The sequence below is a fragment of the Chondromyces crocatus genome, from assembly GCF_001189295.1.
GTDB lineage: Bacteria > Myxococcota_A > Polyangia > Polyangiales > Polyangiaceae > Chondromyces > Chondromyces crocatus.
Window position 1 is genome coordinate 9,423,810 of sequence record NZ_CP012159.1, and the last position, 15,356, is coordinate 9,439,165.

General features: G+C 67.6%; 11 protein-coding genes. 2 read left to right on the top strand and 9 right to left on the bottom strand.

What is annotated here, in order from left to right; translation table 11 throughout:
• Positions 1–125: 125 nt before the first annotated feature.
• From CMC5_RS34055 to CMC5_RS34075, 5 genes are all read right to left on the bottom strand, one after another.
• Positions 126–476: a hypothetical protein gene (locus tag CMC5_RS34055; RefSeq protein ID WP_050434306.1), complete on the bottom strand. Its 351-nt coding sequence runs from the start codon at positions 474–476 to the stop codon at positions 126–128.
• Between the two features lie 63 nt (positions 477–539).
• Positions 540–803, bottom strand: coding sequence for a hypothetical protein (locus CMC5_RS34060; protein ID WP_169796740.1), 264 nt, complete (start codon positions 801–803; stop codon positions 540–542).
• 11 nt (positions 804–814) lie between these two features.
• Positions 815–1,600 (bottom strand): RHS repeat domain-containing protein, encoded by a 786-nt coding sequence (locus tag CMC5_RS34065; RefSeq protein ID WP_169796741.1) that lies wholly within the window; start codon positions 1,598–1,600, stop codon positions 815–817.
• Between the two features lie 74 nt (positions 1,601–1,674).
• A complete protein-coding gene (locus CMC5_RS34070; RefSeq protein ID WP_156339069.1) occupies positions 1,675–2,193 on the bottom strand; it encodes a hypothetical protein in 519 nt (172 codons plus the stop codon).
• A 6-nt stretch (positions 2,194–2,199) separates the two neighbouring features.
• Complete coding sequence (locus CMC5_RS34075; protein ID WP_082363044.1) at positions 2,200–8,868, bottom strand: FG-GAP-like repeat-containing protein; 6,669 nt, start codon at positions 8,866–8,868, stop codon at positions 2,200–2,202.
• Between the two features lie 946 nt (positions 8,869–9,814).
• Here CMC5_RS34075 and CMC5_RS34080 point away from each other — a divergent pair.
• Positions 9,815–10,525, top strand: a complete 711-nt coding sequence (locus tag CMC5_RS34080; protein WP_050434311.1) for a hypothetical protein — start codon at positions 9,815–9,817, stop codon at positions 10,523–10,525.
• Between the two features lie 328 nt (positions 10,526–10,853).
• Complete coding sequence (locus CMC5_RS34085; RefSeq protein WP_050434312.1) at positions 10,854–12,053, top strand: alpha/beta hydrolase; 1,200 nt, start codon at positions 10,854–10,856, stop codon at positions 12,051–12,053.
• Between the two features lie 188 nt (positions 12,054–12,241).
• Here the strand turns inward: CMC5_RS34085 and CMC5_RS34090 are convergent, their stop codons facing one another.
• From CMC5_RS34090 to CMC5_RS45315, 4 genes are all read right to left on the bottom strand, one after another.
• On the bottom strand, positions 12,242–12,871 hold the full coding sequence (locus CMC5_RS34090) for a class I SAM-dependent DNA methyltransferase (RefSeq protein ID WP_082363046.1): 630 nt from the start codon (positions 12,869–12,871) through the stop codon (positions 12,242–12,244).
• Between the two features lie 78 nt (positions 12,872–12,949).
• On the bottom strand, positions 12,950–13,603 hold the full coding sequence (locus CMC5_RS34095) for a hypothetical protein (protein ID WP_156339070.1): 654 nt from the start codon (positions 13,601–13,603) through the stop codon (positions 12,950–12,952).
• A gap of 103 nt (positions 13,604–13,706) precedes the next feature.
• Positions 13,707–14,402 (bottom strand): hypothetical protein, encoded by a 696-nt coding sequence (locus tag CMC5_RS45310; RefSeq protein ID WP_050434314.1) that lies wholly within the window; start codon positions 14,400–14,402, stop codon positions 13,707–13,709.
• A gap of 160 nt (positions 14,403–14,562) precedes the next feature.
• Positions 14,563–15,036, bottom strand: a complete 474-nt coding sequence (locus CMC5_RS45315) for an STAS/SEC14 domain-containing protein (RefSeq protein WP_050434315.1) — start codon at positions 15,034–15,036, stop codon at positions 14,563–14,565.
• Positions 15,037–15,356 lie beyond the last annotated feature (320 nt).

Here is a 15,356-nt window from a genome sequence, read left to right on the forward strand (position 1 = left end):
GGGGAAACTTCGCGGTTCGTGGTCGTGGATTGATGCGACCACAGCCAGTGCACGCCCATCTGCGCTCCTGCTGCTGCCTCCGAACGAGCCTGGGCACGGGTTCGCACTCTGGCCATTCCGCTCTGTCATTGATTACGCTTTCTTTTGCCCATGAAGATCTCGATGTCGCTCAGAGCATTCTCCACATAATCAGCCGTCCTCGGGTCTTTGCTCAACTCTTCGAGGCGTGGAAGAACCCTTGCGAGGTCCAGCGTGCGATGAATTCGAGCCAGATGGCCAAAGCAGACCGCCGACATGGCTCGCACCGCCCACTCCGGGTGGCGTGAGCACTGGAAGCACTTCTCCTGCACCCATCTCCAGTCCTCACCACTCAACGTGATGGCGACGAGCGTCTCCTCGATCTGCTCCACCGAGCCATGCTGAAGCAGCTCTTCGGCTCGCTCCCGCTCCACGGGCTCTGGATTGACATACTTCATGTGAGACTCGGTTCTCCTCGATGTCTCTCGACGAACCTCGGGTTCGAGACACGGCATTGCACTTCAGTACCCGATCCCTCTGGCAGCTTCCTTCAAGCTCCTCTCCAGCAACGCTCGATCCTCGCTGGATAGCGTGAGGCGCTTGAAGCCGATCCATCCAGGGATATCCCTGAGAGCATTGCGCCAGACATCTTGAAAGTAGACAGGATCGAGTTCCCATCGCTCAGGTGGGATGCCTCTGTGGATGTAGCCACGGACGATCCAAAGATCGATGAGCAGCTTGTACCCTTCTTTGCCGATGTGAACATGTGCCTCGTCCAACCACACGAGGCATGATCTCATGATGTCGAACGACGGCGTGCACGTCGGATCAGCGACGAGCTGTTCGAGAATCTGCCGATCACCTTCGCTGAAGCGCATCTCCATTTCATCACTCCGAGATGGGGAAACCGCACACACCAGCGCGCCCCTTCAGCCTCCAGCCCGCGCTCCCGAGGCGCCTCCCTCCCATCATCGCTCCCACCCAGCCCCCCCGCTCGTGAATCGCTCGAGAATCGCGCAGCAGGGCGTGACGGGCAGGGTGACTTCCCGGCCCCCCGCAGACCATCCGCGCGCGCAGCAACGTTGCACGCACCACCGCGGAACTTACGGCGACCGTGCAGCAACGCTGCCGGCACCACCGCGGCAGCTTCCTCCAGGGTCCCCTCGACGACCTTGGGCGGCTCGGGTGGTTTCGGCTCGCGGGGAGGACCGAAGACCCAGATGGTGCAGCCTTGCGAGCAGCCACCTTCCGTTGCAGGTGGCTGCTCCTGAAACCGACTCGGATCGACCAGCGACAGCGGGCTGTTGAGCACGTACGAGTAGCCGTTCCAGCTCTGCCCGAAGCAAGGCCGCGGCACGAGCGGATCTGGCGTGAGGAACCGTCCGAGCTTCGGGTCGTAGATGCGCCCCTTCATGTTCACGAGGCCGAGGTCGAGGTCGGCCACATGCCCGGTGAAGCCCAAGGAGGACAGCTCGTGGGGTGATGGCGGCTGGCCCGAGCCCCAGTCGGGATGGCGCGGCGCGCCGAAGGCGTCGTAGCTGCGGCGCTCGGCGACGCTGCCGGTCACGTCGTCCGTTGTCACCACGTATCGTCGAACCGACGATCTGGGGTCTCTACGTCCAGGTAAGCCTGAAATACGCGACGGCTGTGCGATCTTCACCGTCCAGTGCGCAGGCGCACCGGAGACTGCTCGAATGGGCGCAGGGGTGTGCCGGATGCCGCCAACGTCGCGGCTCCGTTGGTATAGCGAAGCGATCGGTACTCCGCGGTCGCACCACTCTGCTCATTTACACCCACCATGCCGGCCTCGGTGTTTTTCTTGATGTCAGCCGCGATTTTGCGCCAGCGGGCTGTCGATTGAGACGTTTTGAGATGGCTCTCGGTCAGACCGAAAGGTCCCAGGCGGCCAATGTCGAGCACCAGTACTCCCTCGTTCTTGTCGAGCAACTGCGTGTTGCTCGACGCCGAGCAATCGATGGGTCGCTCAGCAAAGACCAACCGCCGACCCCCCTCACACTGCACGCCTTCGTCTGCGGCTTCTCGTGCGATCGGCAGCACAGCAAACGGATGATATTCGATCGCTGCTGCATGCAGCCCTTCGCTTTCCATCCACCTTCTTACGAAGTCGTTGTTCTCATCAGGCATTGCGTAGAACTGAATAGAAATCGATGACATCGGATCCTATCGATCATATGGGACGAAGTCCGTGGGCAGCCCGCCTGGGCCGTTCAGATCGTCAAGCGCCTCGATCTCACGTCTGACGGGAGTTCCATCCGTTCTTGTTCGTCCCACATTGCGCCCACGTAGCGCACCGTCGGGCGTCTCGTAGAGAATGTCTGGTCGACGCCCTGACTTATGGCCTCCCGGAGTCAAGATCAACCGTTCCTTTTCGCGGCCTCCCCCCGCCACCACTTTGTTGCCAGTAGCCTCAAGGGCGTCCGCTTCCGCACGAATCCTGGCGTTATGCGGCGCGGCGGAGTCGATTTTGGGGCCGCGTTTCGCTCCGCCCGCCACCCTCCCCGTCCTGCCCGCCGCTTTCGCCGTCGACCCGACGGTGGCCGTGACGGCGCCCCCGACGCCAACAGCCGTCGCCAGGATCGACATCCCGATCGAGCCCGCCTTGAACAAGCTGGCGCCCGCGGACTCCCAATCCTCGGCGGCGGCGGCTTCGTAAGCCTCCACGCCGGCTTCGACCATCTGGCTGGCGGGATTGACGGCATCGAGGGCGCCAGGGATCCCACTCTCTTTATAGCCATTCCAGGCGGCGGTGAGGGTGGTGTAGGCGACGTAGACGCGGCTGGTACCACCCAGGATGCCGAGCTTGGCGGACTCCAGCAGCATCCTGGTCATCCCGAGGCGGACGCCATCCATGATGCGCCTAGCGATGGCGTCGCCACGGGCTAGCGTCTGCAGTGTGGCTGGGAGCTGCGGACTCCACCCGCTACGGACCCCGGAGGTCCCGACGTCGACCGGCGCCTGCGTCGAACCGGCGCCCGCGGCTTCCTCCAGGTTGCCCTCGACGACCTTGGGCGGCGCGGGTGGCTTCGGCTCGCGCGGGGGACCGAATACCCAGACGGTGCAGCCCTGCGAGCAGCCGTCCTCTGTCGCAGGTGGCTGTTCTTGGAACCCGCTCGGATCGACCAGCGACAGCGGGCTGTTGAGCACGTACGAATAGCTATTCCAGCTCTGCCCGAAGAGGGGCCGCGGCACGAGTGGATCTGGCGTGAGGAACCGTCCGAGCTTCGGGTCGTAGATCCTCCCCTTCATGTTCACGAGGCCGAGGTCGAGGTCGGCCTCGTGCCCGGTGAAGCCAAGCGAGGACAGCTCGTGGGGTGACGGTGGCTGACCCGAGCCCCAGTCGGGATGGCGCGGCGCCCCGAAGGCATCGTAGCTGCGCTGCTCGGCGACGCTCCCGGTCACGCCATCGGTGAGCACATCGATCGACCCGAGGTGGTCGACATGGACATGCAGCGTGCGGGTGCCTTGCGCGATCGAGCGTCGCACCAGCGTGACGACGCGCTCGTCGTTGCGCACGTGGTAGCGATGCTCGACGGCTCCCGTGACGACATCGGTCACGCGCTCGTACAGCTCGCCGAAGGAGACGATCTCCTGCGTCGCCGTGGTCTTGCGCACCCGCTGCTGGAGGCCGTCGTACGCGAAGTCGACGGTGTCGCCGCTGGTGAGCGTGATCCGCTTCGGCAGATCGAATGCGGAGTACGCGATCGTCGCGCCCGGTCGTGACGTCTGGTTGCCGACGGCGTCGTAGCCGTAGAAAGCGCTACCAGCTCGGACGACAGCGTGGGGCTGCGCGGGGTCGTACTCGTAGGCACCGACGCCGGGCTTCTGGAGCAGGTTACCGTCGGGTCCGTAGGTGAACGGTCGCTCGCAGAGGGCAGCATTGATCAGCCCGAACTGCGCGCACGTCAGCCGGTCCAGCAGGTCGTAACGAAAGCGCTCGACGTTGGCGTGGAGGCCATCGGAGCGCTCGACGAGCTTGCGGCGATCGTTCCAGAGGTACGAGAGCTCCTGGACATGCCCCCCCGCCGCCTGCGTCTCGATCCGACTCACCCGCTCCCGTGCCGCGTCGAACGTGCGGAGCGTGGTGGCGGTCCCCCCACCGAAGCGCTCCCCCGTGATGCGATTCCCCGCATCGATCGCGGTGGCTCGCCAGAACTCCGCCCCCGACCCCGCATCCTTCAGCGCCCGCAGCCGCCCGTGAGGATCGTACTCCCGCTCGACGGCGAAGCTGCCGATCCCCGGCGCGCTCGGGTACTCGATCCGCTTGAGCCGGCCGCTCAGATCATAAGACAGCCGGCTGGTGAAGCTTTCCCCTCCGATCTCCAGCGTCGTCGTCATTGGTCGCCCGAGGTGGTCAAAGCCGTAGCGCAGCCGATGCCCATCGGGGCTGACCACCAGCGCGAGCTGACCCACTCCATGCTGCGCGTCATCCCAACGGAACTCGGTGACGCCGTCTTCGTCGACCTGCCTGAAAATCCGACCCAGCGTGTCGTAGCGGGTCGTGACCGCGCGTCCTGCCGCGTCGAGCGATGAGATCTTCTGCCCATAACCATCGTAGTGCGCAGTAGAGACTCCCCGGTCCGGGCTCACCTGCCGTCGCACGCGGCCAAATGCATCCCGCTCGGTCAGCGTCACGGCACCAGCGGGTGTGGTCACCTCGCGCAGCCCCCCGAAGGGACCGTAGGTGTACCGGGTGACGCCACCTTCGGGATCACCCACTGCCGTGGGCCTCCCGAGCGGATCGGTGGCGATGCGGGTGACCGCTTGCCCAGGCGCGGTGATGACCTCGTCCCGCCCGATGTACTCGTGCGTCGTCTCCGCCCCCCATGGCGTGACGTGCCGGAGCACTCGGCCCATCCCGTCGTACTGCCACCTCTCTCGCACCTGCACCGAGCCTGGTGGCGCGGGCTCCGCGATCGGCAGCGAGCGCCAGGCGAGGTGCTCGCCCCGCGCATCGAAGGCGACCTCCTGCATCATCCGCGGCGCTTGCTCTTCCCCCACGTCGAGCGCTTGCCACCACCAGCGCACTTCACGCCCGAGACCATCGAACTGCGCGGTCTCGTCCTGGCCTCCCACCGAGGAGGTACGGACCTTCAGGTTCCAGGCGTTACCAGCCGCTCCTCCGTCCTTCATCCAGGTGCGCCGGATGATCGTGGGCATGCGTCCGGGGAGGCTCTCCAGCGTCACCCGCCCGAAGCCATCGTAGGCCCAGCGGCTCACCAGGCCGTTGGGATCCACCGACGCCCGCAGCACGCCCAGCGCTGGGTCGTAGCGTGTGTAGCTCTGGTGGCCCTCCAGGTTACGGTGCGCATAGGGCGTCAACCCCAGCGCGTCGTAGCTGGTGCACGTCGCCCGTACCTGTCCTGTGCCGTCACGCGACCGGGTGCTGTGGATGTTGCCCAGCGCGTCGCGGGAGAACCAGACATCCAGCTGCATCTCGGGGTCGAAGGGCTCTCCTCCGACGCGCTCCAGGCGGACATGGCCGCGCCCGTCATAGCTCCGGTGCATCACCCGGCACTGCGTCTCACCGCCCGCTTTGCTGCACGTCGTCTCTCGCGTCTGCTCGCCGAGACGCCAGGACAGCGGGTCGTTGTCGAAGCTGCGCGTCACCGAGAGTTCGAGGTCGACGCCGTCGATCTGCGTCTGCTCGGCGAGGATGTTCCCGTAGAGATCGAAGTCGCTGACGGTGCGGAGCGTGTCGCTCATCCGCGAGGCGAGATCTCCTTCCAGAGCGCCCACGGCTTCTTCGAGCGTCTTTCCACTCCCCGGCGAGAACGTGCCTTGATGACGGCTCTTGCCCTCCAGGAGCGAGAGCGTGAAGTACGTCCCCGTCTGCGTAGGGATTACCACCGGATAGCTGCGGGTAGTCAGCAGCTCGACCGACACTGGCTCTGCGCTGTGCGCGTCCAGCGGCAAGCTCGGGCTCCAGCGCCACGAGCGCTGCACCTGCCCTCGGAAGGGAAAGGCCTGGAACGCCCCATCGAACGTGACGTTGTCGTAGACCTCCGCCGTGCCCGCGCCGGTGTCGAGGTCACGCACGATCCTCGTCCCGAACCCCAGAAATCCTCGGCCCAGGCGATGGTGGCGCCCGTTGCGGTAGACCACCTGGAACGTGCGCGGCCGATCCGCGCCATTGTTGAGCACATAGCCGCTCACCACCCGCCGATGGCCGACCACGCACCGCACCGGATAGCGGCACTGGTCCTCATCGCTGTGCTCCAGGGTTCGGTAAGTCCGCTGCTCGGGTGACGGGATTCCCGTCGTGTCCTCGAAGCCCGCCGTCGTCCGCGCGCGATCGATCAGGTGGTCGTACCGGATCTGCACGTTGGGCAGGTACTCGGCGTCCTCCGGGTCATGCGCGTTCATGCCGTCGGTCACGGCCGCGAGCAGGTCCTCCTGACCGAGCACGCTCTCGAACACATGGACCTGGTTGTTGAACGCATAGAGCAGATCCTGCGCCCCATCCCCGTTCACATCGGTGACCCGTGGTGTGAGCGGATGGTCGGGCGTGGGCAGCTCGTCCTGCTGGAGCACGATCCCCATCGGTAGCCCGGGATGGACGATCTCGAATGTCCCCGGTCCGACCTCCCCCGTCGCTTGAAGCACCTTCCACGCGGGCAGCGATTCCGAGCCTCCGTCGCCCATGGCCAGCAGCAGGTCTTGCCGCCCATCGGCGTTGTGATCGAGCACCGACGCGAAGCGAACGAACCTCGCGGCCCCGAGCGTTGGCGTCGCCAGACTTGGCACCGGCGCCGCGAAGCTCGTGCCGGTATTCATCGACGTGTACAGCTGCTCATCGTCCCGGCTGCTCTGCACCGCATCGGGCAGCCCATCGCCATTGACGTCGAGGAAGAACACCCGGTCCCCCGGTGGCGTCAGCCGCAGCCCCGTCAGCGTGTGCGTCCACGATCCATCGAACAGCTCGTACGAGAAGGCGACGTACTGCGACCCCGCCCGCACCTGGCTGCCGACGAGGACCAGCTCCTGCATCAGCAGGTCCACCCGCCCGTCGGCGTCGACGTCGACGGCGTGCAGCTCGGCGTGGCACGGGTACGGCGTCAGCGCATGCACCCGATCTCCATGCGGCGCGAAGCCCTCCGCCGCTGCCGTCCAGCGGTGCAAGTACCAGAGCTGTTCGTGCGCGCTCCTGTGGCACTGGAGCAGGTCCACCATCCCATCGCCGTCGACATCCACCAGGTGCGCCGACGCATCCGCGCTGCGCAATCCCGCCGGCGTCATGCCCATCGTGAACGGTCGAGGGATGCCCGTATCCCGCCGCGTGAACGTCCCATCCCCGTCCGACAGCAACACCTCCCACGTCAGCGCCTGCCCGTACACATCGTGCAGGAACAGGTCCATCCGGCCATCGTGGTCGTAGTCCAGCGGCGTCCCCAGCTCCGGCTGGTACGGCGGCTCTGCGTCGATGAAGTGCGGCTGCTCCTGCCCCGTGACGGCTGCCTCGAAGAACGCCGGCGTCAGCTCCTGGCTCCGGTTGAGCGCCACCGACCAGCGGGTGATCGGCTGCTCCGCGCCGGCCTCCACCACCATGTCGGACGTCACCACGTCATCGAGGCCATCGCCGCTGACGTCCATCGTCATCAGCGTCCCACGCTCCGACAGCGGCATCCCCACGGGCGTCTGCTGCTGCCTGTACCCAGCCGCTCCGGCCGTGTGCCAGGTGAACCGCGTCGGCGGCTTGCACGTCCCGTCCCCTGCGCACTCCCGGACCGCCTCCAGCCGCAAGCGACCCGTCGCCGGCCCATGCCCATACGCCAAGCGCAGCTCCCTCGCGAGCACCTGCCCCGGCCCGAACATCTGGATCGAGCGCAAGCTCAGCGAGCGGCGCAGCTCCATCCCGCGGGCATAGAGCACGCGCACGTCCGCCGACTCCAGCGGCCCATACGTGAACTCCACCGTGCGCGACGCCGGCACGCTCGGGTGCCCGGTGTACGTGATCCGCTGCGGCGCGTGCTCGACCGTGTAGCCCTTCGGGTGGAGATCATTCCGGTAGACCACCTCCATCGTGTTGCCATCCCGGTCGCTGAGCCGCGTCAGCAGCCACGACCGCACCACCTCCTGCGCGAGCACCCGGCCCGACGATTCTCCACCGTATTCGTAGATCAGCCCCGCTTTACTATGCGCCCGCAGCCGCTTCGGCCCACGCTCCGCTGGCCAGCCTTCGCTCTCGGCAAAGTCGGCCTCGACCCGCGTGAAGCTGTCCGGGAACGTGCGGTACTCCCGCGCCACGCGCCCTGGCTGCGGGTCCACGGGGACGAGCCGTTGCCCATCGAGGCACAAGGCGTCGTCCTCGGCATCCCGGACCGACGCAATGTGACCATCCTGCGCCACATTCCTCGGACATCGCTCGACCGACGGGAGGCCCTGCAAGTGGAAGCCGATCCCGAGCAGTCCTTCCCCCTGCGCACTGTCGTAGGTGATCGCCAGCGAAGGCTCGATGCCCGCGCGTCCAGGCAGCGTGGGAACCGGGATCGTGTACGTCGCCTCGCCCGTGCTCGTGACCGAGAAGCTCCCTGGGAGGGTCCCCGCCGCGGTGGTGGTCCCCTGCGCGAGGTCAGGCGGGAAGGGAGTGGGACCCTCGTCGGGGCCGAGGCACAGGAGCGGATGGATGGGCGGAATCGGCGAGGCCTCCCAGAGAGCCTGGGGGGTGCTGGTCCAGACCAGGGGGGAGCCAGCGTCGCTGCACGCGCCGACGAGGAGCACGGCGATGAGGAGGAGCAACGCTGGAGGGAGGGGACGGCGTCGTTGCGAGGGGAAAGAACAACCCGATACGGAGGGCAAGGCGTGCTGAGTGCGTGAGGCCGGTGTCGGCATGGGCGCGCGATCTCCTGGCAGGCCGATGAAGCCCGGTAAGACGTGCCTCGCAACCTACTCGATCGACGTGTCCCGCCTCGTCACGATGCGGCTCCCTCGATACGGAGATCCAAGAGTCACTTGGCTATCGCTGCGCGACAGATTTCATTCCGAGGCGGGAATGCAATGGATGAAGGTTTCCATGTGACATGCAATCGCTTCGGAGCTCGACAAGCAGCGTGGACCCGGCGAGGTAAGGGTCGCGCCCGAAGCGGAACGAGCCCCACAACCGTGCCCATGACCCCGCAGACCATCCGCGTGTGCGCAGCAACGTTGCGCGCACCACAGCGGAACTTCCGGCGACCGGACAGCAACGTTGCGCGCACCACAGCGGAACTTCCGGCGACCGGGCGGCAACGTTGCGCGCACCACCGCGGAACTCCCGGCGACCGGGCAGCAACGCTGCGCGCACCACCGCGGAACTCCCGGCGACCGAGCAGCAACGCTTCCGACACCACCGCGGAACTCCCGGCGACCGGGCAGCAACGCTGCGCGCACCACCGCGGAACTCCCGCGAGGGCATCGGAAACGTTGCGCGCCGCTCGCGGACACCTCGCGGGGGGTCAGGACAGGGGATGGTCTGGCAGGAATTCCAGCGTCACCGTTCGAGCGCGCCGCTTGCTCGACCCCCGCGCGCCGGCATCCTTCGGCTTCGGTGGCCCAGGCGCCCCCCCGTAGCACCTCGTCAACGGCCGAAATCACGCCTGTGATGCGCGACCGCCCCACGAACTGGCCCTCCACCACGAGAACAGCGCGAAGGTGGTCAGGCTGGAAGAATCTCCCTTGACACGGCTCAGTCCGCTCCGTTCAGATTGAAGCCGCCCCCACCCTTCTGGTCGGGGCGCTGGAGTCACGAGGCACGGCCCACCCTCTGTGGGCGTCATGTTCGGCAAGGAGAGATCTCCCCATGTCACTTCCCGATCGAAAGACGAGGATCGACCGGGGCGAGCTGAAGAGCTTGCACACGCAGGCAATGATCCGGAAATTCACGCACATCGCTCCGCTCAATGGCTTAGCCGATAACCTCGACGCGGCGACGACGAACCTGATGGGGCGTCAGGTCGTCTACAGCGACAAGGTCAAGACGATGGTCATGCTGCGGGTGGAGGTCAAATACACCGACCTCATCGCCGATCAAGCCGTGCGCATGGGGCTCCGGGCGGCGGAGCTGGCCGATGGCAAGCCGGGTGGGCGCATCGCGAAGACGCTGTTCCCTGATGGGACGACGCCGATCATCAAGCCGGTGGGCGGCACGCAAGTGAAAGAGATGCGCGCGCTGGAGGGGCGCTACAAGGAGGTCGAGGCGATCTTCCCCGCGGCCGTCGACGAGCGGCACAAGGTCAACGTGCTGCGGACGCGCTACGAGTCGGCATTGCAAGGGCGGCTGACGGGGCTGGAAGAGAGCGCGCAGGCGCGCGCGGCGCGCAACCTGGCCAAAGAGGAGTTCCTCGACGTGTACTCCGAGGTCGCGAACCGGATCCGCGCGGCATTCCCGCGCGACAAGAAGACGCAGGCGCTGTTCTTCCTGCGCGACAGGACGGCCGCGTCGGTCGAGGAAGGCGACGACGACGACGACGACATCGACGACGGCGAAGACGGCGCTTCGAGCGAGGAGTAGCCAGCCGCCGACGACGCTGGCGTAGCGCGCGGGGTCCTCGCATCGCCAGCGTTCCTCACCCCCAGGCGTCCACCACGGCGCGCACCGGGCAGCAGCCAGGAGCCGCGAGGAGAGCTCGCACCATCGGCTCTCAGTGCATCTTGCCGCTCTCATCCTCATGGCATGCGCACCAGCTCGCTTCGCCAGGCAGCAGCGGGTGAGCCGAGTTGTCGCCGCGGGACGATGCCAGTAGCCTCCTGCATGCGCGCGGCGCGCTCGCGGCATCGTGTGCGTACCGGGCGCCAGCAACGTCGAGCTTCCTTCGATCACGGCTCGGGAAAGGTCCACCATGCGCATCTTCTTTCGATCGCTTCCGCTCGTCCTCGTCCTCGGCCTGGGGCCGCTGGCTGCCTGCGGAGGCTCGGACACCGACGGCAGTGGGGGCAGCGGCGCGTCGACCAGCTCGCAATCGTCCAGCGGCGGGGCTGGCGGTACGGGAGGCGACGGGGGGAGCGCCGGCACGGGCGGTGACGGTGGCAGCGGGGGGAACGGCGGCGATGGCGGCAGTGGTGGCGGCAGCGCAGAGGTGCCGCCCGAGCTGACGTTCACCGACCCGCCCGTCGACAACCTGGCGGATGGGGTGAAGTTCGCCGAGGCGGTCCCGTATGGCGACGATCCGCGGCAGGTGATGGACGTGTTCCTGCCCGAGTCCAGCGCGCCGACGGGCGCGATCTTCTTCTTCCACGGGGGCGGCTTCGTGGGCGGGAGCCGCACGTCGGCCTACTCGGGGAACGCGAGCGCGCTGCGGCGCGTGACGAGTGAGGGGGTGGCGTTCATCACGGTGGATTACCGGCTGCTCCAGGCGGCCGGCGTGGAGACGGAGGGGGTGATCAAGAGCCTGCGGGATGCGCAGCGGTCGCTGCAGTTCGTGCGGCGCTGGGCGGGCGTGTTCAACGTCGACCCGGCCCGGGTCGCGGTGTACGGCAGCTCGGCGGGCGCCGGGACCAGCTTGTGGCTCGCGTACCACGACGACATGGCCGTCGCGGGGGGCGCGGATCGGATCGCGCAGGAGAGCAGCCGCCCGCGCGCCGCCGCGGCCCTGGCGACGCAGTCGACGTACGACGTCATGCGCTGGGCGCCGGACGTCTTCGCCAGCACGTACCCCTATGTGTCCAACGAACTTCTGCTCGGGCAGGCGGCGCTCCGGCAGATGGTGGTCCAGTTCTACGGTCTCGACGGCGCGCTGGTCGACAACGCGAACGCCCTCCGGGCCGCACTCGAGACGCCCGAGCTGGTCGCCTACCGCGCCGATGTCGACATGCTCGACCTGCTGTCCGCCGACGATCCGGGCACGTTCGTGAACAACACGGGCGCCAACAACGCGCCGGTCGACCCGGGCTTCGATCTCTTGCACCACCCGCTCCACGCCCGGACGCTCCTGGAGCGCGCCGGCGCAGTGGGCGCCGACTTCGACGCCGACATCCCTGCATTCAACGTGGATTCGCCGACCACCGCCATGGACTTCCTGCTGGACCAGGTCGCGCAATGAGCAGAAGGGGCGTCACGCATTCTGCGCGCTGACGCCCGCCCTGGCAGAAGCAGGGCGAGACCGCATCGAAGAGGGCGCCACCCATGACGGGTCGTGGCGCCTTTTCATCGAAGAGGGCGCCACCCATGACGGGTCGTGGCGCTTTTTCATTTCGACACTCGAGCCAGTCCAACCATCGCACCGCCTCGTCAGACCGCGGCTGACGAGGGTCCACGTGAACGGCATGTGTCGAAGTAGTGGTTCTCGCCTTCATCGTCGTGCTCGCTCATCAACATGAGGCCAGCGTCCGAGAGGACGGCCTTGTACTCCTCGGCCCCCAGGGAGAGCGATTGACGGCCCGTCAGCACGTCGGTCCAGGCGCACTTCTGCGCCGGGGAGGTGAACAGAAACCTGCCGCCGGCATTCAATGCCAACCCGACCTTGTGAAGGGTGGCGCGTTGCACGTCGGCGGGCAGCAGGAACATCAAGCCCACCGCGATCACGCCGTCGAATGTTCGCTCGAAAAAACGGGAGTGCTCGATGGCTTCGCAGGCGAGAGGCGCATGAGGGAACCGACGACGAAATGCCGCAGCCAGCGTCGGCGAGCCATCGATTCCATGAACTGCGAATCCTTCGTCGATCAGTGCCTCCGCAATGGGCACGCCGGCTCCGCAGCCGAGGTCGAGGATTGCCCCACCTCGGGGGAGCGTTCGAGCCCACGTTCGGACCGTGGCGACACCGATGCTCGATGACGCTCGCCGCCGTACGAACTCCGGGGCGACGGCCTCGTAGCCGCTGGATGGGTCGCCGATGCCCGGTTCCTTCCTCGCTGTGCTCACGGTGTTCTTTCCGCGGGCCAACGTGGCGGAAGGGTTGCGCAAGGGCAAGGCGCAGGGCGTGAGGGCCGAGGCGCGCGGCTAGGGCGTGAGCGGGATGGCGATCGGACCATCGAGCGTGGGGAGTTCGAAGTCGACCGAGACCCAGCGGGGGGAGACGTCTTCCTCGGCGTCGGCCGCCGTGGCGTAGACGGGGACGCGGAGGCGGTAGCGGGCCGCAGGAGCGGTCGAGGTGTCGACGCAAAAACACCCGGCGGCGTTGGTATCGGTGCGATGGAGCTGGCCTTTCCACACCCGCGTGAGCTGGCCTCGAGGCGGGAGTTCCTCGGCCGCCATCAAGCAGGGAATGCAGGAAATGCAGTCCTGCGAAGGCTCGGCGGAGCAGGCGATGGCGCACGGGGGGTGCACGGGGAGGCGCTGGGTGTAGCCGTCGGCGCAACCGAGGATGTCGTAGCGGAGGTGGCACTCTTCCCGCAGGTAGAGCGGGGTGTCGCCAGGGTTCGTCAGCGTGAAGGTGACGCCGAGGGTGGGGTCGCCGCCCGTGTCGCCGAGGCATTCGGGCGGGAGCTGGCCACCTTGGCCGCCGCTGCCGCCGACGCCGGTGGTGCTGGGGCCGTTGCCGCCGCTGCCCGTGAGTCCGCCGCCCTGGCCATCGACGTCCACGGAGCCGTCGCAGGCCGTGGCGAGCAGGAGGAGTGTCACCACGCCGGAGACCGCTTGTCGCAAGCTCTTCATGTCCATCCTCCTGCCCGAGCGCACATCACGCCTCCGGGAGGCTACCGCGCCCAGCAGGGGTGCCGTGTGATTTCCGGGTCGGCAGAACGGGCGTGGGCGCAGGTCAGGGGGTCGCTCGAGGGGTGAGCGAGAGGGTGATCGAGCCGCCAACCTGGGGCAGCTCGAAGTCGCCCGAGACCCAGCGGGGAGCGACGTCCTGCTCGGCGTCGGCCGCGGTGGCATAGACGGGGACGCGGAGGAGGTAGCGGGCGGCGGGCGCCTGGAGGGTGTTGTGGCAGGTGCAGTTCTCGGCGTCGGCGCCGAAGGTGAAATACGTTCCCTTCCACGTCACGGCGTGCTCCGTCTGGGGGCCGATCTCGGCCGCGGTCGGCGCACAGGGTTCGCACTGGGTGCAGCCGGGATAGGGGTCGGCGGAACACTCCGCGCTGCACGAGGCGAACAGGGACAGCGTCCGGGGCTCGCCGTCGGGGCACGCGTCGATGCGGAGGAGGCCGCGCTCGCAGTCGTTCCGGAGGTAGACGGGGGTGTCGCCGCCGTTCTCCAGATGGAAGATGACGCCGAGGGTGGTGTCGGCGCCCGAGTTGCTCCGGCACGCGAGCGGGATCTGTCCGTCATCGCCGCCTGCGCCGCCTGCGCCGCCTGCGCCTCCGCTGCCTCCAGGCCCCGCGGTGGTGGGCGACTCGCCGCCGGTGGGCTCGACGTTCACGTCACCGCCGCACGCCGCGATGACAAGGCTGCACGCCGCGAGGGCGAGGAGAAGGGTCGCTGCGATGGGTGTCGCTCGCTGGCGGGTGCTCATGTCCGTTCACCTTCCAAGGCCGCTCGCTCGAAGGATACCTGCCGGAGGTCGTTGCGACCATCGTCCGGGTGGCGACTTCGATCGTCGGGGCGTCGGGGTGCACGACGCGGAGGGCGCAGTCATCAGGGCTCCCTCAGCGCTTCGCTCGCCGTGCGGCCCCTCAGCGCTTCGCTCGCTGCGCGGCCACCCAGGCGCGGGCGTCGCGCTCGCGGTCGACGCAGACCGGCTTCGGTTTGCCCAGGGCGCGACCACGCAGGAGCCAGCCGGCCATCGTCGCGAGCTTGGCCACGAGCTGTTGCTCGAAGGTGCCGCCGAAGAGGGTGAGGCCGGCGTACTGCGGGGGGAGCTGGCGCATGCCGCTCAGACGCCGAGCGCCGGGGGTGATGCGTCCGATGGTGGCCAGGTCGATGAGCAGGTAGGCGCGCTCCCGGGTGATGGCGAAGGCTTCAAAGGCGTCGAGGATGAGGGCAACGTCGCGCTCGTCGAGGTCGCCACCGAAGCGCACGGTGCAGGTGTCGGGGTCTTCGAGCTCGACGTGGTGCGCGCCGAGCTGGAGGGTCCTCGCCGGTCGAGCCGTCGACGGGGGCGCGTCGCCCGGATCGAGGCCGCGCGGCTCCCTCCTGCCCATCGTCATGGGCGACCAGCGCGCTGGGGCTCGACATCCATGGGCTCAGAAAAGCACGGCGCGCCATGTCATGCGCAAGAAGGTGCGGAGGCCGTGGGGGGGACAACGGGGATGGGTCTTCGGCTCGCCGGGTCGCCAGGAGCATGGCAGGTCGCAAACGCGAAGGGTGGAAGCGCGAGAGCGAGCACGACGCTTCGAGGCGAGCGACGTGCTTCCAGGCGAGCGACGTGCTTCCAGGCGAGCGACGTGTTGCCAGGTGAGCGACGTGTTGCCAGGCGAGCGACGTGTTGCCAGGTGAGCGACGTGCTTCCAGGCGAGCGACGCACGGG

Bases quoted from the DNA above. Each gene is read 5' to 3' on its own strand.
- CMC5_RS45315 (WP_050434315.1), bottom strand. From the start codon at position 15,036: ATGACGATGGGCAGGAGGGAGCCGCGCGGCCTCGATCCGGGCGACGCG.
- CMC5_RS34070 (WP_156339069.1), bottom strand. From the start codon at position 2,193: ATGTCATCGATTTCTATTCAGTTCTACGCAATGCCTGATGAGAACAAC.
- CMC5_RS34085 (WP_050434312.1), top strand. From the start codon at position 10,854: ATGCGCATCTTCTTTCGATCGCTTCCGCTCGTCCTCGTCCTCGGCCTG.
- CMC5_RS34095 (WP_156339070.1), bottom strand. From the start codon at position 13,603: ATGAAGAGCTTGCGACAAGCGGTCTCCGGCGTGGTGACACTCCTCCTG.
- CMC5_RS34080 (WP_050434311.1), top strand. From the start codon at position 9,815: ATGTCACTTCCCGATCGAAAGACGAGGATCGACCGGGGCGAGCTGAAG.
- CMC5_RS45310 (WP_050434314.1), bottom strand. From the start codon at position 14,402: ATGAGCACCCGCCAGCGAGCGACACCCATCGCAGCGACCCTTCTCCTC.
- CMC5_RS34055 (WP_050434306.1), bottom strand. From the start codon at position 476: ATGAAGTATGTCAATCCAGAGCCCGTGGAGCGGGAGCGAGCCGAAGAG.
- CMC5_RS34075 (WP_082363044.1), bottom strand. From the start codon at position 8,868: ATGCCGACACCGGCCTCACGCACTCAGCACGCCTTGCCCTCCGTATCG.